General features: G+C 52.0%; 21 protein-coding genes. 9 read left to right on the top strand and 12 right to left on the bottom strand.

Features of this window, described 5'->3' with window-relative positions; translation table 11 throughout:
* Positions 1–8 precede the first annotated feature (8 nt).
* The 8 genes from CSD97_RS12915 to CSD97_RS19095 all read left to right on the top strand — a co-directional run bounded on the left by CSD97_RS12915 (position 9) and on the right by CSD97_RS19095 (position 12,617).
* Entirely contained in the window at positions 9–794 is a 786-nt protein-coding gene (locus CSD97_RS12915) for a polysaccharide biosynthesis/export family protein (RefSeq protein ID WP_098032537.1), read from the top strand.
* A gap of 13 nt (positions 795–807) precedes the next feature.
* Positions 808–3,135 carry a polysaccharide biosynthesis tyrosine autokinase gene (locus CSD97_RS12910; RefSeq protein ID WP_098032517.1) on the top strand — a complete coding sequence of 776 codons (2,328 nt, stop codon included), beginning with the start codon at positions 808–810 and terminating at the stop codon, positions 3,133–3,135.
* Between the two features lie 33 nt (positions 3,136–3,168).
* On the top strand, positions 3,169–3,378 hold the full coding sequence (locus tag CSD97_RS12905; RefSeq protein WP_098032516.1) for a hypothetical protein: 210 nt from the start codon (positions 3,169–3,171) through the stop codon (positions 3,376–3,378).
* A gap of 64 nt (positions 3,379–3,442) precedes the next feature.
* Positions 3,443–5,659 (top strand): hypothetical protein, encoded by a 2,217-nt coding sequence (locus tag CSD97_RS12900; RefSeq protein ID WP_143272423.1) that lies wholly within the window; start codon positions 3,443–3,445, stop codon positions 5,657–5,659.
* Positions 5,660–5,701: 42 nt separating this feature from the next.
* Positions 5,702–7,663 carry a fimbrillin family protein gene (locus tag CSD97_RS12895; RefSeq protein WP_098032514.1) on the top strand — a complete coding sequence of 654 codons (1,962 nt, stop codon included), beginning with the start codon at positions 5,702–5,704 and terminating at the stop codon, positions 7,661–7,663.
* On the top strand, positions 7,660–10,314 hold the full coding sequence (locus CSD97_RS12890) for a CotH kinase family protein (RefSeq protein ID WP_098032513.1): 2,655 nt from the start codon (positions 7,660–7,662) through the stop codon (positions 10,312–10,314). Before CSD97_RS12895 ends, CSD97_RS12890 begins: the two co-directional genes overlap by 4 nt.
* 30 nt (positions 10,315–10,344) lie before the next feature.
* A complete protein-coding gene (locus tag CSD97_RS12885) occupies positions 10,345–11,046 on the top strand; it encodes a hypothetical protein (RefSeq protein ID WP_098032512.1) in 702 nt (233 codons plus the stop codon).
* Between the two features lie 269 nt (positions 11,047–11,315).
* Positions 11,316–12,617, top strand: a complete 1,302-nt coding sequence (locus CSD97_RS19095; RefSeq protein ID WP_244284030.1) for a hypothetical protein — start codon at positions 11,316–11,318, stop codon at positions 12,615–12,617.
* A 28-nt stretch (positions 12,618–12,645) separates the two neighbouring features.
* Here the strand turns inward: CSD97_RS19095 and CSD97_RS12870 are convergent, their stop codons facing one another.
* The 5 genes from CSD97_RS12870 to CSD97_RS12850 all read right to left on the bottom strand — a co-directional run bounded on the left by CSD97_RS12870 (position 12,646) and on the right by CSD97_RS12850 (position 16,940).
* Positions 12,646–14,322 carry an ABC transporter ATP-binding protein gene (locus tag CSD97_RS12870; protein ID WP_348519290.1) on the bottom strand — a complete coding sequence of 559 codons (1,677 nt, stop codon included), beginning with the start codon at positions 14,320–14,322 and terminating at the stop codon, positions 12,646–12,648.
* The gene (locus CSD97_RS12865) at positions 14,319–14,813 is read right to left on the bottom strand and encodes a S24/S26 family peptidase (protein WP_098032510.1); all 495 of its coding nucleotides are present in this window, start codon (positions 14,811–14,813) and stop codon (positions 14,319–14,321) included. Before CSD97_RS12865 ends, CSD97_RS12870 begins: the two co-directional genes overlap by 4 nt.
* Positions 14,814–14,899: 86 nt before the next feature.
* Positions 14,900–16,177, bottom strand: coding sequence for a PcfJ domain-containing protein (locus tag CSD97_RS12860; protein ID WP_098032535.1), 1,278 nt, complete (start codon positions 16,175–16,177; stop codon positions 14,900–14,902).
* Positions 16,178–16,181: 4 nt separating this feature from the next.
* Positions 16,182–16,604 (bottom strand): PcfK-like family protein, encoded by a 423-nt coding sequence (locus CSD97_RS12855; RefSeq protein WP_098032509.1) that lies wholly within the window; start codon positions 16,602–16,604, stop codon positions 16,182–16,184.
* A 30-nt stretch (positions 16,605–16,634) separates the two neighbouring features.
* The gene (locus CSD97_RS12850) at positions 16,635–16,940 is read right to left on the bottom strand and encodes a hypothetical protein (protein ID WP_098032508.1); all 306 of its coding nucleotides are present in this window, start codon (positions 16,938–16,940) and stop codon (positions 16,635–16,637) included.
* A 102-nt stretch (positions 16,941–17,042) separates the two neighbouring features.
* Between CSD97_RS12850 and CSD97_RS18845 the strand changes: the two genes are divergently transcribed.
* A complete protein-coding gene (locus CSD97_RS18845; protein WP_159461929.1) occupies positions 17,043–17,273 on the top strand; it encodes a hypothetical protein in 231 nt (76 codons plus the stop codon).
* Positions 17,274–17,290: 17 nt separating this feature from the next.
* On the opposite strand, the gene CSD97_RS12845 is transcribed toward CSD97_RS18845, so the two are convergent.
* The 7 genes from CSD97_RS12845 to CSD97_RS12815 are packed head-to-tail and all read right to left on the bottom strand — an operon-like array spanning position 17,291 to position 23,223.
* Positions 17,291–17,827 carry a hypothetical protein gene (locus CSD97_RS12845; protein WP_098032507.1) on the bottom strand — a complete coding sequence of 179 codons (537 nt, stop codon included), beginning with the start codon at positions 17,825–17,827 and terminating at the stop codon, positions 17,291–17,293.
* Positions 17,824–18,369, bottom strand: a complete 546-nt coding sequence (locus CSD97_RS12840; protein WP_098032534.1) for a topoisomerase C-terminal repeat-containing protein — start codon at positions 18,367–18,369, stop codon at positions 17,824–17,826. Before CSD97_RS12840 ends, CSD97_RS12845 begins: the two co-directional genes overlap by 4 nt.
* Positions 18,370–18,424: 55 nt before the next feature.
* On the bottom strand, positions 18,425–19,168 hold the full coding sequence (locus tag CSD97_RS12835) for a hypothetical protein (protein ID WP_098032533.1): 744 nt from the start codon (positions 19,166–19,168) through the stop codon (positions 18,425–18,427).
* Between the two features lie 5 nt (positions 19,169–19,173).
* The gene (locus CSD97_RS12830) at positions 19,174–20,358 is read right to left on the bottom strand and encodes a DUF3991 domain-containing protein (protein WP_098032506.1); all 1,185 of its coding nucleotides are present in this window, start codon (positions 20,356–20,358) and stop codon (positions 19,174–19,176) included.
* 12 nt (positions 20,359–20,370) lie between these two features.
* Complete coding sequence (locus CSD97_RS12825; protein WP_098032505.1) at positions 20,371–21,708, bottom strand: ArdC-like ssDNA-binding domain-containing protein; 1,338 nt, start codon at positions 21,706–21,708, stop codon at positions 20,371–20,373.
* On the bottom strand, positions 21,692–21,922 hold the full coding sequence (locus tag CSD97_RS12820) for a hypothetical protein (protein ID WP_098032504.1): 231 nt from the start codon (positions 21,920–21,922) through the stop codon (positions 21,692–21,694). Before CSD97_RS12820 ends, CSD97_RS12825 begins: the two co-directional genes overlap by 17 nt.
* A 41-nt stretch (positions 21,923–21,963) precedes the next feature.
* On the bottom strand, positions 21,964–23,223 hold the full coding sequence (locus CSD97_RS12815; protein ID WP_098032503.1) for a DNA mismatch repair protein MutS: 1,260 nt from the start codon (positions 23,221–23,223) through the stop codon (positions 21,964–21,966).
* Positions 23,224–23,227 lie beyond the last annotated feature (4 nt).

The raw sequence follows: 23,227 nt of genomic DNA, 5'->3' as shown, positions 1-23,227 counted from the left end.
TAATGAGTATGAAAAGAAAACTTTATTTTTTAGTTGTAGGGGCTGTGGCGCTTCTGTTTTCGTCTTGCGGGTCGTCGAAGAAGTTCGTCTATCTGCAAGACATGGAGATGGGACAAGGCTACCCGTATGACACCAAGTATGAAGCGGTGGTTCATGCCAACGACCGTCTGGACATCACCGTGAGCAGTAAAAGTCCCGAACTGGCTGTTCCGTTCAATGCCAACGGAGGTTCTTTCCAAGTAGGGGTCAATGGTGCGATAACGGAATCGGGGGGTGGCAAGAAAGGCTACCGGGTAGATACGAATGGCGAAATAGATTTCCCCATTTTGGGCAAGCTCCATGTGGAGGGGCTGAAAGTGAGCGAAGTGACCGCCCTGATACGCAATCGTATTATTGAAGGCAAGTACATCAAGGACCCGCTGGTATCGTTAGAGTTCCTTAACTTCAAGTATTCGGTATTGGGTGCGGTGGGCACTACCGGCACCTTCTCGGTGGAGGGCGACCGCATCACCCTGCTCGAAGCCATTGCCAAGGCGGGCGACGTCACCCAAAGGGGGCGGGTGAACCGTGTGGCGGTTATCCGCGAGGAAGACGGGCAGCGGGTGCTCTATCAGCACGACCTGCGCAGCAAGGACTTGTTCGAGTCGCCTTGCTTCTACCTGCAACAGAACGACATCGTTTATGTGGAACCGCGCTACCGCAAGCAGGACCGCGAGGACAAGGGATGGAAGGTCATCACCGGCATCCTCTCGTTCGTGACGGCAACTTGCTCTGTCATCTGGGCCATAAAATAAAAACAGAATTTTTATGCAAAACAACACCTTATCCAACAAGAACGAGCAGAGCATCAACCTGGTGGACCTGTTCGTCTATCTGCTCTCCAAGTGGAAGTGGTTCGTGCTCTCCGTGTTGCTTTTCGGCGGACTGGCGTGGTATCACTACGCCACGTCGCCGTTGGTCTTCTTCCGCAACGTCACGGTCATCATCAAGGATCCATCCAACAAGACCTCCACGGCGGGGCTTGACCGTTATGACAATTATATTAACAAGGTGAATGTAGCGAATGAAATCCTACAGTTCCGTTCCAAGCGCTTGATGCGCGAAGTGGTGCAGCGGTTGCACGCCGATGTGGACTACCGGGTGGAAGAGGGCTTGCGCATGAACGAGCTTTACAACCAGTCGCCCATCAACGTCTCCTTCATCAACGTGATGCCCGAGCGGTACATCTCCTTCACCGTGACTCCCAAGAACGCGAAGCAGGTGCTGCTTTCCGACTTCACGGGAATACCCGCAGCCAACGATAAGACCTACACCATGCGACTGAACGACACCCTCACCATTGGCAGCGAGCGCATCCTCATTACGGGTACCGACCGCTGGGGACAGGCGTGGACGGAGCGTGATATCCGTGTCAGCAAGAATCCGCTGAACGCCGTGGCAGGTCGCTTCCAAGGCAGCATGGGCATCCGGCAGGAGGAGGACGAATCGTCCATCCTCGTCCTGTCACTGAAAGACGACTCGCCCCTGCGCGCCGAGGATGTGCTCAACACGCTGGTCAACGTTTACAACGAGGAGGCACTCAACGACAAGAACCAGGTAGCGGTGAACACCTCGGAGTTCATCAACGAACGCCTGCTCATCATCGAGCGGGAGCTGGGCGGCGTGGAGACCGAGCTGGAAGCCTTCAAACAGAGCAACCAGCTGATGGACATCGGTTCGTTGGCGGGGCAATACATGGGCGAAGCTCAGACCTACAGCGCCGATGCGCTGGAGCAGGAGACGCAGTTGAAGCTGGCGCAGTTCATCAAGGAGTATCTGACCGACCCCACCAAGAACCGCGACCTCATCCCCTCGGGAACCGGCATCAGCGACGCTTCCGTAGAGGGGCAGATAAACCAGTACAATGCCTTGAAGCTGAAGCGCGACAAGCTCATCGCCGACAGCAGCGAGAGCAACCCTGTGGTGGAGGAGCTGAACAACGCCATCCATGCCTTGAGACAGAGCATCATCCGGGCGGTGGACAACATGATAGTCAGCATCAACATGAAGCGCAACGATGCGCGCAGCCGCCAGGCGCAGGCGCAGGCTCGCTTCACCACCGTGCCCACCAAGGAGCGGCAGATGCTCTCCATCGAACGGCAGCAGAAGATTAAGGAGTCGCTCTATATGTTCCTGCTGAACCGCCGTGAGGAGAACGCCCTCTCGCAGGCGATGGCCGACAACAACGCGCGCACCATCGACAGCGTGGACGGCCCCGTCGGCCCCATTGCGCCCGTGCGCAACCGCATCCTGCTGCTGGGCGTACTGGTCGGTCTCGCCGTGCCCGGCGTGGTGTTCCTGATGATACTCTTTATGGACACCCGCGTGCGCAGCCGCAAGGACCTGAAAGGAGCGGTGAGCATTCCCTTCCTCGGTGAAATCCCGCAGGACAAGGAGGCGGCCAAGACGGGCGTTGCCGTGGGTCGGGATGATGGCATGCTCTCCGAGAGCTTCCGCATCCTGCGCACCAACATGGCATTCATGGCAAAAAAAGATAAACCGATGCAAGTCATCACCTTTACTTCGTTCAATGAAGGTGCGGGAAAGACATTCGTGTCCCGCAACCTTGCCATGAGCCTTGTGCTCACCAAGAAGCGCGTGGTGCTGGTGGACCTCGACATCCGCAAGGGTACGCTGAGCCGCCACTTCAGCAAGCATCCCGTGGGCGTGACCAACTACCTGGCCGACGAGAGCATCGCTTTGGACGACATCATCCACACCGACGAGAAGTCCGGCGGCCTCGACATCATCTCCTCGGGCACCGTGGCGCCCAATCCTGCCGAGCTGCTGATGGACAGCCGCCTGGACACGATGATGGCAGAGCTGCGCAAGCGTTACGACTACGTCATCGTGGATAACGTGCCCGTGGGCATCGTGGCGGACGCCACCATCAGCAACCGCATCAGCGACCTCACCATCTTCGTGGTGCGTGCCGGCAAGCTCGACCGCCGCCAGCTCCCCGACTTGGAGGAGCTCTACCGCGACAACAAGCTCTGCAACATGTCGCTCATCCTGAACGGCGTTGACCCGAGCCGCAGGGGTTATGGATATGGCTACGGCTATGGTTATGGCTACGGCAAACGGAAAAATAAATAACAGTATTATTAACTTTTTAAATATTTAAACTATATGGACAAAAATGAAAACAAGGGCTTGAAGCCCTACGAGGCTCCTTCCACGAGGAAGACTCTGGTGGAACTGGAGGAGGGCGTATGCGCCGGATCGGCGACGATTACGAACCCGCAACAGAACGGTGGCATCAATGAACACAAGACCAACTCCGAATTCAACGGTGACTTCTCTTCGGACACGTGGGATACTAATCCTGTTGGACAATAAAAAGGAGCATAGTACCCCTGCATTTACAAACAAACTTAATTTAGGACATAAATTAAACAAAAAGATGAAAACAATACGTTATCAAATGATGTCGTTGGCCCTGGCTTTGCTGGCCGTAGGCTGTAATGACGACGAAATCGCACCCGACAGACATCCGGCAAACACCGGCGACGAGGTGCAGTTTGGTGTGGCGCTTCCCGGTGCCGACACACGTACCATCTATGGTGAAGAGACCGAGACCGTTTTCCCCGTATATTGGGTGAACGAAGACAAGGTGAAGGTGGCTTCGCCGCAATGCAACATAAAGGAGGCGGAATACCAGGTTACGGTAAACTCTGCAGCGCAGAACTATGCCGACAACCTCACGAAAACGGGAGATGCCGGCATACAGTGGGGGGAATCCGAGACGGCGGATTTCTATTCCATCTATCCATCCGAAGGCGCAACTTTCAAATTTGCCGGAAACACGGTCACGGCTGAATTGTCTGTGGACGCCACGCAATACGCCAGCATCACGGACAAGGGAACGTCCTATTACGCGCAGCCCGCGGACATGAACAACGTGGTGATGTATGCCAAGAACGCAGGTGTAAGCAAGACATCCGAAACGGTTGCCCTGCAATACACGCCGTTCTCCACGGTCATCGAGTTTGAGATTAACGCACCGGCTACAGCAACTGCCAGAGAGCATGATGGTATTATCATTCAGACTCTTACGCTCACGGCTCCGGCGAATACAAGCATTGCCGGGAACTTTACGTTCAATTTCCCGGCAACCGAAGGGGATGCTCCTTCCGTTTCTCCCGCTACGGGAGGCAACAATGCCATCACGTTGCACTTCTTGGAGGACAACCAGTACAAGACAACGCTTAGCACATCGAAACAAACGTTGAAAGCGAAGATGTGTCTGATGCCCATTAGCGGAGTGACGGATTTGAAGGGCTGGACAGTAGCAGTGAACACCAGTGTGGGAACATTCTCAAAAGGCCTGGGGAGCAATACCGGCGAACTGAAACCGGGATTGGTGCACAAAGTCAAATTGCCTGCGTTGAGCTATGCAAATGGAGAATGGGTGTATAATACCAACAACTGGATTACATCGCTGCCCGACTATGAGAATATCTACCTGTCGGAGTTGTCGCTGCCGGGGGCGTGGTATGCGGGCTCAACCGAAAGTTATCAGGCCACAACGGATATGACTACGCTTTGGAATGCCGGTGTACGTGCGTTTGCGGTGGAATGCCGTAGCTGGACAGAAACCAAGATTCTCGGTCAGGGAACAACTGCGCCTACTCGGGTATGTTTATCTGGTTCAGGCCGAAATCAGAGTGGCGCATATGTGAACCCAGTGTTTAGTTCTGCAACATATATTAGCAGCATCATTTCAAGTATTGCCGGTGCTATAAATGCAGATGAATATGGCGTTCTTGTGCTGAGTTATGCCGATGGTGGTTCCGGAGGTCACCGAGAGCTTGATCACAATTATTTCATTCAAGGTATTGCAAACGAGATAACACAAGCAAATGTCACCAACATCTATGCAGATCCCATAACCCCGAATACCACAATAAACGATGTTTTGGGCAAACTGATTGTCAAAATCAACGTGGATAATAATATCGCCAAGAGTTCTTATGGCGACAATATGAATGCCCTGCTTTCTTACAATCCGTTCCTGTCACAAGTGACTGGTGAATATGATATGCCGTACTATTCCACCCTGTATTGGAAGAATTGGGACGATACTTATAAGAGTTATTCTACAGACGGAACGGGAGTAGGTGATTTCGTTTGGTGCTTCAGCAGTGCTAACCGTACACAAACCGATACTAATGGTGATACGACAATTCCGTCATATTCTAATCGCCAGACAGCATTGTCAACCATGATGGCAAAATTGAAGCAGATTTATGAAGCCTCTACCCATAACGTATGGTTCTACTTCAATGCAGGTGGTACGCAAGCTACAAGTTCTACCAGTGGTAGCCCGTCGCCAACCGCTTTTGCAAGCACTATGAACAATTGGCTACTGGAGACCATCACTTCTAAAACCGATGCTTCTCCGCTTGGCATCGTGATGTTCAATCAGTGTACCAGTGATACCTATAGTGGCCCTGCCATCATCAAGGCCATCATCGAGATGAACAGCAAGTTCTATCTGAAGCATGCCGGTGATAGCAGCACCGGCGGCGAGACCGGCCAGTCGGATGTTCAGTCATCGGCTCCGGGGTTTAGCTCCGGCGTGGTTGACAGCAATGAAAATGCTGTCAGTCCAAACTGATGGGGTAAAAAGTTTTAATATACATATTATAATTTAGATTATATGAGTAAATTCCTTGTAATGGCCGCCACAACGATGGCGGCCTTACTCTATACTTCTTGTTCGCAAGACGAACTAAGCAGTGAAACTTCTCCGAGACATAGCATCGTGGCAAGCATGCAGCCGGCCGCCGACACCCGCACGGCTATTGGCTCTTCTGTGACGGGCGCTGTGGGCATCCTCTGGACCGATGGCGACGAGATAGGCGTGTTCGACGCCTCAGGCACCGCGCAGAAGCGCTATGCCAAGGTAGAGGCAGGCAGCATGGGCATCGCCACCTTCGCCGCAGTGGGCACCGAAGCCTTTGCCGAGCCCGTATATGCTTACTATCCGTACAGTGCCGACAACGACGGCCGCGACATCTCGTCGCTCACCGGCAACCTGCCTTCCACCCAGAATATGGATAGCGGTACGCTGCATGGCGACTATAAATACGGTCGTGCCAAAGGCGCTTCCGGCGAAGGGCATGAGTTTGTGTTTACACATCTCTTCTCCATGGCCCGTGTCATGATTGATGCCACCGACACGCCTTTGCAGGGCGAAAAGCTGAAAAGCCTCTCCATAACCGCCACACGCAACGGTGCGTCAGTGGCCATTGCCGGCAACTTTACCTTCAACGCGCAAAATGGCAGTTGGTCGCAGAGCGGAGCCGGACAGAACGTTGTCGTGCAGGAATGGACGGATGGTCCTCTTCTCGACCAGACGGTCACCTGCTACGCCAGCCTCTTCCCGAACATCGCCACCGGCGACCTCTTCACCATAGAAGCCGTTACGGCGAACCACCGTGCCACCTTTACTGCCACAAGCCGGGTGACTTTTGCACGCGAACGGATTTATAACTTCCCCTTGTCGCTCAACAAGTACCAGACCATCAAGGTGTATGACGCTGCGGGCAACCTCGTGCAGGACGGCCCGAAGGCTCCCGAATCGGTGACAGGCACCTTCACCTGTGCCACGCTGAATGTGGACGGGCTGCCTCAGAAGATTAGTCTTATTACTATAAACGGAGACGGCCCCGGGGCAAGCGGCACCACAGCCATCGGCAATGCGGTGAACAGCCTTGGCTGGGACTTCATGGCCGTGAGCGAGGACTTTGAATACCACTCGCAGCTTGCCGCCGCATTGTCCAACTACGATGCCGGCACATGGCGCGGCACCATCACCTCCGCACAGTTGACCTCCCGTGCCGATACCGACGGGCTCGGCTTTTTCTGGAAGAAAGACGGCATCACCGCCACGGGCGAGACCATGGTACAGTTCACCTCCGAAGAAGGCGGCCTAACCAATGGCGCCAATACCTGCATCAAGAAGGGCTTCCGCCACTATGAGGTGACGGTGGCCGAGGGCGTTACGGTGGATGTCTATGTCACCCACATGAACACCTACAGCGGCAGCGGCAACACCGAGAGCAACGCCTACGTCAAGGCACAGCTCGCCCAGTTGCGCCAACTGCGTGACTACGTGCTGGAGCAGGCCAAGGCCAACAATCGTCCCGCCATCATCATGGGCGACACCAACATGCGCTACACCCGCCACAACATCCAGTCGAACTTCATCGACCCTGTGACTGCCGAAGGCTATACGGTGGCCGACCCGTGGGTGGAGTTCCATCGAGGCAACACCTATCCTTCGTGGAACACCAAGTCGCTGATGATTCGCTCCAAGTTTGCGGGCGACACCGAGAACGACATTTGCTGTTCCGATGACCAGCGCGGCGAGGTGGTGGACAAGATATGGTACATCAACGTGCCCGGCGCAGAACTGCAACTGAAAGCGTTGAGCTGCGAAAACGATGTGACCAACTTCACGGCAAGCACGGAAAACGCCTCGTACAGCGGCGTGACCGTCGAAGATGCCGACGGCAACATCTTGGAGAACCAAAGCGTAAGTTATGTGAAAAACGTAGGACTGGCCGACCACTTCCCCGTGGTAGTGAAGTTTGAATATACCTACACGAAGCAATGAGAGGTATAGTTCGATTTGCAATGCTGACCGTTTCGCTGCTCGGGGCTATGGCCTCGTGCAGCGACATGGAAGTGGCGGAAGTGAATGGGGGCTACCCGGAAGTAATCACCGCCACCATCGCGGAGCCTGATGACCCGGCGCAAACCCGCACCTGCGTTGATATGAGCGATACGGGCAACGGCTACCTGGGTCTGCTGTGGCAACAGAACGACTCGATAGGCGTTTACAGCCAAAGCGGAACAACCCGCAACGCCTTGTTCCGCAGCCTGACGGCGGGCAATGCCAAGCAGGCGGACTTCGGCGGGGAGATGAACACGGGCGACCAGCCTTATCGCGCTTACTATCCCTACGGCAAGCAGAACGACGGTGCCGCTGCCACTTCGCTGGAAGGCACGCTGCCCGTAGTGCAGCCTTTCGACCCCGAGACCGGGCGCCTCACGGGCGACTACAAGTATGGCGCACCGGTGAGTGGCAGCAAGCGGTTCAACTTCCGTCACCTCTTCACCCTGCTGCGCGTCAGCATCAACGCTGCCGGCACTCCGCTGGAGGGTGACAAGTTGGAGAGCATTGAACTCACCGTGACCGACTCGCAAGGCAATGCGCGCCCTATCTGCGGTGACTTCAAGTTCAGCGCCGTGGACGGTTCGTGGTGGGGTGTCGAGAATGCCTCGGGAAGCGTGAGCATGCCGTGGACCACACGCCCTGTCCTTTCGCAGGGTGAAACTTACTTGGGCTTCATTACCGTGATGCCCGTGGTGAAAACGGGCGACAAGATTGCCGTAACGGTCATCTCCGAAGCTCACAAGGCTTCGTTCACAGCCACTTGCAAGGTGGATTTCCAGGCGGAGCATGTCTATAACATCCCTTTGACGCTGAGCGGGTATGCTGAGAAACCGGAATTCGGTTATGAGGTCAAGACGCGTCCCGTCATCAAGAGTTTCGGCTTCTCCGTGTCAAGGAATCCCGGCAAGATTCTGGACAAGCAGTTGATTTGGAATAGCTCCAACGACCCTCAGTTTAACACCGTAAGCCAACAGATGGCCACTATCGAAGGCGATGACATCAGCCTGATGATTCCTTACCTCTACCACTTCAAGCTCATTCCCGAGTTTACCACCAATGCCGATGCCACGGTGACGGTGGACGGCGTGGAGCAGAAAAGCGGTGAGACGGAAGTGGATTTCTCCAAGCCTGTGACCTATACCGTCACCGCCAACGATGAAACACGTCACTATACGGTGAACATTACCAATACCGGGCTTCCCGTGGTGGTGCTTCACCAATCGGCAACGGGCGATTTCAGTAAGGTTTACCAAGGCGGCGTCACCATCGGTGGCACGAACATTGGCGGCAAGCTGGTCAACAAGTTCGTGGACTTCATGGTGCGCGGCAAGGAGACCGACTGGGTGGAGGATGACACGTTTACCGTATATAATGCTGATGGCACGGTGAATGTCGATGCGGCTGCCTGCGGTATCCGTCTGCGCGGTAACACTACGCAAACCTATCCCAAGAAACCCTTTGCCGTGAAACTGAAGTCCAAGAAAGCGGTGCTCGACATGCCTGCGCACAAACGTTGGGTGCTTTTGGCCAACTGGCTGGACCACTCCATGATTCGTAACGCGGTGGCTTTCGAGGTGGCTCATGCCATGGAGAACGGCTGGAAAACGGGAACCGTGGAGCAGGGCATCCCTTGGAACGTGCACGGGCAGAACGTGGAGCTGGTGATGGACGGCCGCCATGTGGGTAACTACTACCTCTGCGAGCAGATAAAGATTGGCGGCATCCGCCTCGACATCCAAGACGCATACGAAGATGTATTGGCCGATGGTAAGGTGCCTGCCACCTTCGAGAACTGCGGCTACCTGCTGGAGCTGGACAACAATTACGATGAGAACTACAAGTTCATCACTTCGCACTATTCCGTACCTTTCATGTTCAAGGACGATGTGCTGTCCGATGGCATCCTCAACGCCGTGAAGCAGAAGATACAGGGCATTGAGGACAATATCTATGCAGGTGACTTCGCTTCCGCTTACGAAGACCTTGACATCTATACGGTCATAGACCAATGGCTTATATGGGAACTGACGATGAACCATGAGTACATCGAGCCTCGTTCCGTTTACTATTTCATGGACGGCAATGGCAAACTGTCGGCAGGTCCCGTATGGGACTTCGACCGCGCTACTTTCCAGAACGTGGAAAATGCACAAGCGCAAGGCAGCTCGGGCGACCGTGTGAAGCCATACGACCAATGGATTTGCTGGAGCGCCAACCCCAAGGCGGGGCTGACGGCTTCTACCCTTACCAATGGTTCCTCCTGCATCTGGTATCCGGAACTGATAACCGACCCGACTTTCCAAAAAGCCGTACAGGAGCGATGGACGGTGATGTATCCCTACTTGCAAGGTGTGGTGAACAATATCCGTCAATTGGGCGTAAAGATGGCCTGCTCTTACGAAGTGAACAATGCCATGTGGCCCACTACCAAGGAGGCCATTCATGAGCATAAAAGCGGTTTCACTGACTGGAGCGGCGATGAAAACATTGCTGCCTACAGCGATGTCATCGACAACTTCGTGACGGTCTATCAGGCCCGCCTCGCTGGCATGAACAACCTCATCACTTCGGGTAAATTTACGAAATAAGACAACATTAATCTTTTTAATAACAACAAGATGACTAAGAAAATCTTTTTAACCGCCCTCTGTGCATTGGCCCTTTGTCCGGCCTTCGCAGAGACTTCCACAAAGGTAGAACAGGCAGAGACTAATACGGACAAACAACAAGTGGAGAATAGTTTCTGGGACAACACATTTGTCAGTCTCGGCGTTGGCGGTAATATCTATTTCGGCGACCATGACAGGCAGGTGGGCATCGGCGACCGCCTTGCCCCGGCATTCGATATTGCTGTGGGTAAGTGGTTCGCCTCGGGCATTGGCGTGCGCGTGATGTACAGCTACTTGAAATCAAAGGGCGCCACGCAGGATGTCATCTCCACTCCGGCACATTCCACGGGCGAGCCTGTTCCGGGAAAAGACGGATGGGGACAGTACCTGCGATACTCCAAATTCAATATGGGCAACCTCCATGCCGACGTGATGTTCAACGTGCTTCACCTCTTCGGTGACAAGAACTTGGATTGCAAATGGGATCTCAGTCCCTACGTTGGCATAGGATGGGCACATGTGTACGATTCACCAAAGAAGAGTAGTGTGAGCGGCAACTTCGGCTTGCTCGGCTCTTACAACATCAACAAGACTTGGGCTGTGAATGCAGACCTGCGTGCTGTACTGCTGAGTGACGGCCTGGACGGCGAGAAGGGCAATCGTGGCGAAGGAGACCTCTCATTCACGTTGGGAGTGTCTTACAAATTCTGATAGGACATAAAAAAAAGCATGTGAAGCATTCCTGTTCATCTGCTGGAGGAACCTGGCAAGATGGACAGAAATATGTTAGAAGAAGATGCTTCTTGTCCTTTGTGAAAAGCACAGGGAGCTGTAAGGAGGGCGGAAGAGTCTGTCCTCCTTATTTTTTTCGGTTCGTCCTGTGCGAACCATCCTCTAACCGGTGCAAGTCCGTGATATGCCTGATAGCAGGAAGTGGATTGCATCAGAACTAAGTTTTTATCTATTTATAAATTCCATCAATGTGTAATACTTTAAGTCCTGTTTCTTCCGATACTGGTTTGGAAAAGTGCAAGCGCACGAGAGGCGCGAAGCCTGAGACAGTGGAGAAATATTGTCGGGCTATTGAATTGTATGCCACTACTTCAATGCCCTGCATCGAGATTTGCCGCACGTGTGGAGTGACCGTGGCGGGATTGCAAGCCTACATCGGCAAATACCACCGCCACTTGCTGCTGGCACGCAACGGCGTGACGTGCGACAGCAAGGAGGCTGCCGGCATCAAACTGAACACATTCCGCCGACAGAAGCCCGCCACCCGCCTCAAGTACAAGAAAGCCATTGAGGCGTGCGACAGCATGGACTACATCGAGATGAACGTGTCGCAGATAGCCCGGAAGTTCGGGCTGGACGGCACCAACCTGGGAAGGCAGTTACGTACGCATTACCCGGAAGTCCTGGAGTTTCGCGAACGGGCACGGATGCGGTTGGGGCTCAATGACAATCTGCCCCGTGGCAGCCGAAGTTCCTGCAAGGAACAATATGCCGCTGCCGTGGAACTACTGAAAGGTGATCAGTACATTACGGTGCAGGAAGCCGCCAAATGTTGCGATGTCTCTTATACCGGACTGGAGCAACATCTCCTGTTCTATCACAAGGGACTGGTGGGCAAGCGTATCCGGACACGCGAGAAGGCCCTCAGGCAACAACGCAAGGGAAAGATAACCGGCCGGGGAACTGTCCATGCCCCTTCGCCCGCCATAGAAGAGAAGTATGCCGCTGCTTTGGAACTATATCGCACCACTCCCATGTCTGCCGCCCGTATCGCTGCGGAAACAAAGGTGTCGAGAAAGGGATTTTACGAATATTTGCAAACCTGGCACAAAGACTTGGTTTGCGCGCGAAAAGGTATTTCCTACGAAGAAGGTATGCCCGTGGATTGGTCGAAAACAAGAAAATACAACCCTGCAACGGCTGCCAAGTATGCCGCTGCTATCCGGAAACTGAAAGAGGGCAATGGGACTACGGCTGCTGTGGCTGCCGAGTTCGGGCTGCATCCGGAGACATTCAGGAGTTATTTAAAAGAGCACGAACCGGAGCTTCACGCCCGATTGGGGATGGTGAAAACAGCAGGTGGCAAGTCGATGGCCTGCCATAGCCATGAGAAATACAAGGAGGCTGTGAACCTCTACAAAACGACGTCGGAACCCTTGAACTCCATTGCCCGCCGTTGCGGATTGAACAACTGCGCCCTGCGCGGTTTCCTGAAACGACATTACCCTGAACTGGTGGAACGGCGCAGGAAGCAGGAACCGTCTGCCTGACCAGACGATATATACCCGCATAGCGGATTCATACCACAACCATGGAATGTGACATTCCCGGGTCTTCATGTTTCATCCTGACGATGGCATTACAGAGCTGTGCAGTCCGCTCCTGATGGGTAATGACGATGAGAGTCTTTCCCTGAATGGTGTGCGGAAGCCGTTCCAGCAATGTTTGTTCGGTATCAGAGTCCAGTGAGGAGGTAGGTTCATCCAACAGGATGATGTTGCCGGGCCGGAGCAGTCCGCGTGCGATGGCTATACGTTGTGCCTGTCCTTCGCTAAATCCCATTCCCATTTCACCACAAGGGGTGTCCAGCCCTTGCGGAAGTTCCTGTGCAAAATCGGCTGCCGCCGTATGTAGCGCTTCCCACATCTGTGCGTCGGTAGCTTCGGAATTGCCTAACAGCAAGTTGTTGCGCAATGTGCCGCTGACAAGCGTATTCCCTTGCGGGACATATACGAAATTTCCCCGTGTAAGCGGGGACGCGGGGATGGTACGGCTTTTATCGTACAATGCGATGCTTCCTTCGTCAGGTTGCAACAATGCCAGGATAAGCCGCACCAATGTGCTCTTTCCGCTACCGGTCTCTCCAAGCACGGCGGTCAGGCTGCCCGGCTCGAAATCGTGTGTGAAGTGTTCTATCACGTTGCGCTTCCCGTCAGGATAGGCAAAGGTGACATTCTCCAGGCGGATTCCTGCCTTCCCTTTCAGTATGACAGGAGAACCCTGCTCTTCCAACGGCAGGGAGGTGAGTTCGTCTATCCTTTCCACGGAAGTCAGTGCCCCGATGAACGTCGGAACTTGCCGGGCCAACTCCACGACAGGGCGTTGTACCTGCGCCACCAGTTGCAGGAAGGCGGTCAGTGTACCGAATGTCACCGTACCGGCGTCCAATCCATAGACCCCCCACGCAAAGGCAGTCAGATATCCAAGGGCAAACCCTGCCTGCACCATGAACCCTGAAAAGATGGAAAACGAGTTGCGCCGCATCACCAGCCGTTTCAGCCCCGACTGTAGGATAGACATGGCATCCGCCGCCATCGAGGTATATTCCAAGGTGGAAATCAGGGTGCGGTGTTGCAGGTTTTCCTGCAGATGGCTTTGCACCCGGCTGTCCGTAGCCCGTATCTCACGTGTCAGATACCGCATCCGTTTCATGTAGAGCTTACTGAACAACAATGCCAACGGCATGATGAACAGGATGACAACAGCCATCCGCCGATCGAGATGGAACAGGAACAACGCGGCACCTGCCAGTTGGAACAACGTGATTCCGACCGAAGGGATGGAACCCGCCAGCAGATCCGTCACCGTGCGGACATCCTCCTCCATGCGGTTGAGCATATCTCCGGAATGGAAGGCTTCGCGGCCGTTCCATCGGCTTTTCAAGATATGTTCCAGCAGATTCTGCCGCAACCTGTTGCGCAGGCTGATTTCCGTATGCGCATAGAGGCGGCTGACAAGTGAGGACAGCAGTAGTTGCAGGACGATGCACCCTGCCATGACAGCCAGTCCCATGGCGATGTCCCCATCGACCTGGCGGGTGACAATGTCTATCAGGCGCTTGCAGAGCCATACGAACGTGAGAGACACGCCGATGCGGAACATTCCGGCAAGAATACTCCACAACATGCAAAGATGATGCCCCCGTGAGGCATTCCACAACCATTTTGCAATATCCTTTATACTTTTTGTTCTCACAGTTTCCAACTCCGTCTGTATATATATAATAAATATCGGCGGATGGGGAGCAGTCTGCCCCATATCTCCGCCTTATACCGTTCGGCTCTTGCATCGCAGTCCACATAACGGCCCTTGCGGATGATTTTTGTGACGATTCCCATTATATCGGAAAGTCGGCAACTTTCCGTTTCACGGAAGTTTCCGTCCCCCATCAGAATGACTTCCGTCCCACAGATGCGGACGATGCGGTGCAGCACATACCGATTGTCCGGCAGGTGTGCCAGAACAATTCGCCCGGTTTGCAATGACTTTATTCCGGACGGTCGCCGAATAAGTACACTGTCCCGACCTCCAATGATAAAGGGAAGCATACTGTTTCCCGTCGCTTTCAGCATAACTGCCCGTCCGTCAGCCAACATTTCCTCAATCTCCCTCAATAACAGGGTGTTGGGAAGCAATAGCTTGTCAGCATGAGCGTAACCAGTTCCATCATCTTTCTTCATTTTCATACGTGCAAAATTACTAAAAATAAACCGTATTAAGTTTTTTGTTTCATAAGAAATAGAGATTTGTTCTGTATTATAAAGGCTAAGACTTATGCGGATGCCCTCCTTGCCTCCATGAAGCGGTAGGCATTCTCATTTACCAGCCTGATAATCCTGTCATGGTATTCCGTGTTGGAATTGCACACCCCACGGCTTTGAACCACTTTCCCTTGACTCAAACTGAACTCAACGGTCTCAATGCGATTACCCGAATGGTCGTGAGCCGACAGGATAACAGAATCGGTCTTGGCATAGTATTCACATTGGAAGACACAATGCTTCATCTTGCTGCCCTCTTCCTCGTAAGCCTCCAGCGAGTCCAATACGGAAATCTCTATATCTTCATCACTGATGACAATACCGAAGTAGCAGGACTTGTTCTTGTAAAATTCGGCTTCGTGTGCTTTGGCTTTCTCCATCCGTTCCATATCCCTGCGTTTCCGCTCAATGGCATTGGCTTTCTTCAACCAATGGTCGTGCTCGGCTTTCAAGTTTGTCGGACAGACATACTTGGCATTATGAATGTCCTTTCCACTTCTTTCAAGCAAGCGGATGGTGTCGCACCAAGTACCGAAGTCCTCAATTTGGTAATGATGCCTTGAAGTTACCTTGTATGACAGCCAACAGGTATGAAGGTCTAAAAGGTGATAGATAAAATACTCAACCGCCTTGTAATCTCCCGCTTTCATCATCGTCTCCATCCGGTGGTCAGCCAAAAGAGCCTTCATCAACTCGAACGGATGGCAATCGGGCAATTTGCCTTTCATCCCGTTCCGTCTCAATTCGGGAAGGACTGAATAATAAGGATAGGTGTAGGTATCGGATATGACCAAATGCACATCCGACATGTTTCTCAACTCTATCGGGCTGGCAAAACAGAAACTGTCCTGGTAATAGCCCATGGCTCTCAATCTTGAAGTGACCGCCCCCTGCCCTTTTACATTGAGCCACAGACGACATACTTCATCATAGTAGAAATCCATAGGTTCCCCTTTGCAGTAAATGGCGGTCAGAAGGAATACCTTCTGCACTTGCAAGCCGCCAATCACTTCAAGGGTAGAAAAGTAGCTTTTTTCCTGGTGCTTGCGTTTCAGCGTATCAGTCACTTGCAAGCGGTGTCCGCAATGAGGGCAACGGACAGACTTGCCTTTTCCCTTATACTCAAACTTCTCCCCGCAATCGCCACACGTGCATTTATGTTCAGATGTTCGGAACGTAATGTGTTTCACTGCGTTTCTGATTGCCCACTCCACGGCTTTAGAGCCGATGGCGGTCAGCTCCCCATTGGAAGCTACCACCAGTTTCTCAAATTCGTTTCTCGGCTTCATACTCTTAAAAATCAAATAGTGACAACTCTGCTTGTTGGGGTACTTTGGGCTTGCCCGGCTTGGGTCGGGAGTTTCTAGCTTGTATCTTACGAAGTTCCTCCTCTTGATAGCGTTTCAAAGCCAAATCACATTGCTCCGCCTTTTCCTCCTCAGTCAATTCGATATGCCTATTCACAACCACATCACAAGATAACGGCTCACCGATTATCAATGCAGGCTCTTCCGCTGCGTGGACTGCCATGCTGAAAACCTCCATGTCGGAAAATCCACTGCAACCCGAATGCTGAACCTCATTGAGAATATAGGTCACAATATCGTCTATGCTACGTGCTGTAGATTCATACTTCACCCGGAAGAGTTCATCCTCCTTTGCCCTGTTGTCAAGATAGTTCTTGATAATTTCCTTGAATTGTTCTGTTCCTTTCATATCTGTTCGTTTTAAGTTGTTCTGTACCTGTCACCATATCGGCAACTCTTTTAAAAGTTTTTCCAACGGAATGGTATTGATGTCCTCATTACGGAAATAGATTTTCCATTCCGGCTTAACCAATACCCAATGGAAGTTCTCCACCGAAAAACCTATGTTATTGGAGTAGCAGGTAATAAAAGCGAAATTCTTGCCGTCCTTACGGATATGGGCATAATCGGGAGCCATGCCGAAAGCGCATCTGCGGATGTCCTCCCTGTTCCACAACAAGGTCAGTTCGTAAACATTCCCTCCGAGGTTTACCGTCTCTTTTCTGTCTTTAAGTGTGATAGCCATACGTTCTAATTTTTTCCCTTTTGTCTGAAGCCTTTTGGCTTCTCGCTTCCGGGTATTTTTTACGATGCCACCCATACGGAGGGAACAAGGGGCGTAAGGCAAATGTGGCAAGCGGAAAGAGACGGAATACCCAATTTGGCACAAATTGCGGAAGGCTGCCGTCCGCTTTCCGTGCAGCCAAGAGAAACGGCATTTGCTGTCGGTACCGCCCTCCGTCGCTTTGTATCGGAAAATAGAACCGGAAGCGCGGATGACCGAATGAAGACAACAGGCACAAAAATCCCCGACACCCTTGAACCTTACAGTTCCCGGATGCCGGGGCGACACATATGAAAGAGGAAGAATGCAGATTACATCAAAGGGATTTCAAAGGACTTCACGACACACACGGCCTCCTTGTCAAGGATGAACCAGTATTCGGAACGATAAGGAGAACCATCTGCAGATTCCGCCTCATATTCTATCTTTACTTTCCAGCCGGAAAATGGTTTTGTAACATTGCCATTCGCCTGCGGGGTAATAGAACGAAGCACCGCCATCACCTCCATCTGACGCTCCATCAGTCCGGCAATCTCCTTGTCATCAGGATGGAAGTTCTCCAACCCGTCTGTGAGCTGCATCACCTTCTCGTTGATTTTCATCATCGCCATGGAGATAGACATCTTCTCGTCCATCGTGACATACTCCCTGCCAAACACTGAATCCGGCCGGCTGATACCGATAATCTTGACAGACTCCGGATTATCCACCGATGCCTTCAATGCCAGTTCCGCCACCTCGACGGCACGCTTCTTCGGATTATCACCACGGAATACAAAGTACCCGACGGCACCCCAAAACAGGATAATCGAGGCCGATATGATTGCTAATCTTGTTCCCGGTCTCATATCTTCACAATTTGGAGTTTGTCAGGAGAGACGCCCAGACGCTTGCGGTACACCGTACCATCCTCACGGTACATCTCCAGTTCAGTAGAAGTAATGCCTTTCTCGCAAAGTTCCTTGGCTTCCGCCAAAGTCAGTTGGTGCCCGCCGATGTTTCGCCAGATGGAAAACGGACAAGGGGCTTCCTGGTTGCCATAGTTGGAACAGTTGAACGCCCGGCTTCCCACACGGATTTCACCGCCACAATGGGGGCACCTGCCGATAACCGCCTGCATATTGATGTTCCCGTCATCTGCCAGTTCAAGCACGGTAGGGAAAGCCTTGCCTTCCTTAGTGGCAAAGCCGTCCAGCAAAACACTACGCTTCTCCAGCAACTCTGCGATTTCATTATCCGCCATCTTGCGATTACCAAGAATAGCATTGATGTTCAGCACACACGAAGGGTTGTCCCCGACATTATTCTCGCAGCGATACCCCTTGCAGGTCTTCACTACATTGCCGCCACAAAGAGGGCAGCTGCCTATAATTTTCTTTTCTGTTGTCATCGTCATACTATTTGAATGTTGATTATACGCCATTTGATTATTGTTCTAATTCTAACTACCATTTAAGCAGATACCCTTGATTCCATTCCGATACGATGCCGTCAATGATATTCTTGCCTGACATCACATTCGCCCAGCCCTCCGGGTCTAGGGAAAACCAAAGGTCGTTCCACGAAAGGGTGCGTAACTGCCATGCCAGGATAAACAAGTCCGTATTGATGGCTTCCAATCGGGTCACTACCTCATTAGCTATATAATACCGCTCGGAAGAGTTTAGCAAGTTTATCTTGTGCTTCTCGTTCTTCCCGTCAGCACCTGCCACATTGTAACTACCCGAAGTCACCAGCTGTTTCATGAACGGATAGAGTGCGGCCATTTGCGTAGCCGCATCCGTCAGTTCATCCGACACGATGGCGGCAATCGCCGTACCTTTCAGATTACGACCAACAGATTTAGTCAACAAGCTACAGTTCTTCGGTATCTCAGTCGTGACCAATTCCCCTGCACGTTTAATCTGATAGAGGTTCTGCATCGCACCCTGTGCATTAGATAAGTATTCCAGCATCTTGTTCTCCACAGAGTGAACGCGGTCGAGAGCCAAGGTCACGGCTGTCTCGGCAGCAATAATCTGTTCCTGTCTTTTCTTACGTTGCTTGTGGATATTCTTCAACTCCACCGTCTGGGCAATCACTGCACCCGTCAAAGCCGGATCCGTCTGTTGGGCGAAAGAAGGCAAGCCGTTCATCAGGAAAGCTGATAGAATGGCCAATGCCGCTACTTTTGATTTTATTCCTTGCATATACTTCACATTTTAAGACCCGTATTTCTGCGTTCAGTCAAGTTTTGTTCACGTTCCTCCTTATGCGAAAAGAGCATCGGCACCATCAGTTTATTCATCAGACAGTCATTCCAATCTTTGAAAGCCTTGGGCGGAAGCCATTGACCCATCTTGTAACGGATGGATAGTTTCTCGCTGACCTGTGCCGTCAAGGAGCGTTCCATATTTAACTCAAAAGACTTGCCTTTGGCTTCAATAGAAAGAGCACCATCCTTTTTATAGATTTTCATCGGAATATCCTCCAGTATTGCCATCATGCGCAATCCGTAGATACGTCCGGCTAAATCATTGTCGAAACAATCGAATGCCCTCGCATTAGGGAAACGAGCCATCGTCCCGGTTATCTGCTTGTCTGAGAAAGTGCCGCCCAATGATATCAAAGCCACATCATTGCCCAATTGAATCTTGTTCATCTGATAGAAAGCCATCGCATCAAAAGCCGACTCACAGAAGAACACGCTTCGGACAGCCTCACGATTGCCGCCCGTCAAGTCAGCCACCCAAGCGGAAGAGGAAGAGTCCGTACCTGCCGCCTTGGATTTATATCCGCCATAGCCACGAATCTCGTAACCATTGGCTTCGTTGCTATACTCGTTAGTGTAAGGGAAACCGATGTTGTAACCTTCAAACTTTCCATTTTGCTTGTCCCTGACAAGGGAAATAAAGGAAGATAGTTCCTTCACTGTATCATCCGAAATACCCCGTTGGGAGAATAGTCCCGGTATCTTGTTGGTGTCAATCGGCTTTACCTCATAGCGCGATTCATCAAAAACTGCATCATGCTTGATGGATTTGATATACTCCCTATCTTCCCGGTATTCGGGTTCGGGCATATTGGCAAAACGTGCCATAACCTTGGCAATCTTCTGCCAATCGTCCTTACCCGATACCAGGAATGACTTCAGATTCTCACGAATGAGAGAGACCACATCACCTTTGGAGCCATCCCTGCGGAAGAAAGTCTGAGCCGCCTTGTTATGTGGATGGCTTACAATGAGGGTATCACGCCTGTTGTTGCCTTCGCCCAATACCAGCTCGATATATTTGCCGACACCGGCTTTTCTATCCAAACGGTAGCCCAACGCATAAGCGATGTCATCCACACCCACACGGGATTTCATGTCCTTGAAATTTACTTTGTAATCACTCATCTGTAACTCTCCTTATAGACTAATCCCGGAACTCACTTTCTGACTTCTCCGCATAACTGTTAACTCCGGTTCGTATGTCTTACGTGCTGTCATATTCAGAAATGCCGTTTTATCCTTCTGGTCGGTAAGTTGGAAGAACGTTTTTGCTGTGTTATTGGTAACTTTTTTCAATCCAAGTTCCACACCATCGTATGAAGCACGGATGGCATAATCACCGGAACGGGTCTTGATGATGGCGGCATTCTTGAAGGGAACTTCCTCATCGACACCCAAAGGAGCAAAAGGGTCGTTCTTGGCAAGATAAGGTTGTTCGCCCAATGCCAACCGTTGCTTGTCCACATGGTCAAGAATCAAGTCGGAAGCCTTGTTCACGTCCGCCATGATGGAAACGATGAACTTCGGTTCCTTCTTCAAGACACCGATCCACGAGTCCAGATAGGCTGCGGAGTTGTCCGTTATCTTGGAATCAAATCCCATCGAATGGCTGATCATGGCAGCCGTCAGTTCCGCTACCAGTTCCTCCTTCGCATATTTCGGGTCTCCGAACTTGCCGCCCATCTCACGGTTCAGTCGGTCAGCCGTCATGGTCGAGTGAGTCATTTCGTGCAGCATGGTAGAATAATACTCCATACCGCCACGATAGACTTCCTCCGGGGTATTGCCGATATTGAACTGCTCCTTCAAGGGAACAACAATCCGGTCAGCGGAAGGAGAATAGAAGGCACCGTCCACACGCTTGTCTGCCTGTATCGGGCAGAGCCATCCTTGGGTCTGCACCATACGGTCAAGGGCGGCATGGGCATACATACCCTCGGTATCTCTAAGTTCAGGAACTTTGAACTTCTCCAGCAATTTTTGCATACGCTCCGGCTGAACCTCTGCCAAATTGGTCTGCGCCACATTATAAACCGGGAAAGCCTTGATAAATGGAATAGCCTCCAAATCTTTCCGTTCCTCCCGGCTCATGGCGCGGTATTCATCCGAACTGATTTTCTGTCCGTTCTTGTCCTTTACCAGCATATCCCAATAGACCACCGGGAACGCCTTTTCGCCTTTCAGTACATGCGCTTTAAGGTTATGCGCCTGTTTAAAGGTCAGATAGACCGGAAGATCATAACCATTCGCCGCCGTATGCAGTTGCAAGAACAGCGAATTGGAGCCGGAATAGTTCCTACCGCCCACATTCTGCGGCAGGCCGGCATAACCCGAAGCGCCGCCAATCCAGCCTTTTTTCCAGTCGGAGGCTTTCATCTGCTCCATGCGGCCGATCATCATCGCTGCGAACTTGTCCAAAGCGGCCTGGCCTGCATTGCCCGGAGCAGACGGATTGTAACTAGTTCCAGATGCCATAATCCTCGTCGTCCATTACCTGACGGTCCATCTGTCCGATGTCCGTCTGCTCGATATAAAACTCAGCGGATTCATCCGAGGGGTCTGTACCGTGGGTACGACACCACTCCAGATAATCCTGTTCGTTCTCACACTCCATGACAAAACGGAGATAACCGATTTTGCCCTCCTGAAGGAGTTCCACCAACTCCTCATACTTCATTTTCTCACTCATATCTAGTTTTTCTTTTATCGTTAAACTGTTGTTTGATTACGTTATCTTTTCATGGATGCGGACTTTTCCGCCTTGACACTCTTTGCCGCGAGCATACCTGTGATTTCCGTATTCAGGTACTTGGCCGCAATCTGTTCCCGGGTGGCGGTCTTCGTCTTGAACAAAGAATAGCCGTCATCAAAGGAGATTTCATGCCTGGTGGTACGCCCCTTGTCACCCATATCCACGGACACCTTCCACTTGTTATCGGCATGGTCTTTCGCCACACGCACACCTTTCGGGTCAATGCCTTCGGGAAGCTGGTACTTCTCGTATGCAGATTTCAGATGAAGGCGTTCTCCAAAGTTCTTCTCCACTAACTGAGCGGGTGTCATCACCCGGTCGAAGTAAGCGTTCAAGTCCTGGCGGGAAGCGACAGCCGACATCTTGGAGTCGCCAATCTGCGCATAGAACTTATATTTGCCATAATCGGCACGCTGCTCATCCTTCTCCTTATAGACATTGAACTTTTCCACGGAGATATTGCCTTCCGGTCCGGCAATGGACTTCGGCATCTTGAAGGCTTCCTCAGACACCTTGGGCATCAGCTTGGTGGGATAATAGCGTTCCATCAACTGGGACACGGTCATTTCCTTCTTCTGGCAGGCGGCCAAGTCGGCAGCATCCATAAGTTGCGGCTTCAACGGCTTGCCGTCCATTCTGGCGGTGAAGTACCACTCTTCGGGGTTGGCCTTGCTCTGGTAGGCATGGGCGTGGGTCACTTTCTCACCACTACTTGTTACCATCTGAGGCTCGTGCGGCACGCATTCCTGTTTCGTCTCAGCTTTCTGTCCACTCTTGGCTTCCGTTTGCGTTTCCGCTTTCTTCTCCTTGGCAGGTTTCTCCCCGGCTGCGTTCATCACAGTCTTGGCAGGCTCTTCCTGCACAGCCTTCTCTTTTTTCTTCTTTGCCATATCGGTATTGTTTGATTGGGTTGGTTCTTCGTGCTTTCTTATTTTCTCCACGACTTCAAGCCTGTCACAGATGGCGACACGTGCTCCGGCACGGATAAGTTTGGGTAGGTAGGTGTCCAATGCGATTCTTGGAAACTCGACTGTCCTTATCTTCTTGTCAATGCCCGAAGTCAGTTTGTCTGCTGTGGCTATGCCGAGAATCAAGGCGGCTTTTACGGCATCCTCCTTGTAAAGACGGTAGAAATCGCCTTCCCGAAAGAGAAGTAGCGCATCGGGATGCTTTTCTTTCAGATTGCTGAACTCTTTGGGTAAGACGGCTTCCTGTTCTTTATCTGATTTCTTAGCCATAATT

This window comes from Bacteroides sp. AR29 (genome assembly GCF_900217715.1).
GTDB classification, from domain to species: Bacteria; Bacteroidota; Bacteroidia; order Bacteroidales; family Bacteroidaceae; genus Bacteroides; species Bacteroides uniformis.
This window is presented reverse-complemented; position numbering and strand designations above follow the sequence as displayed.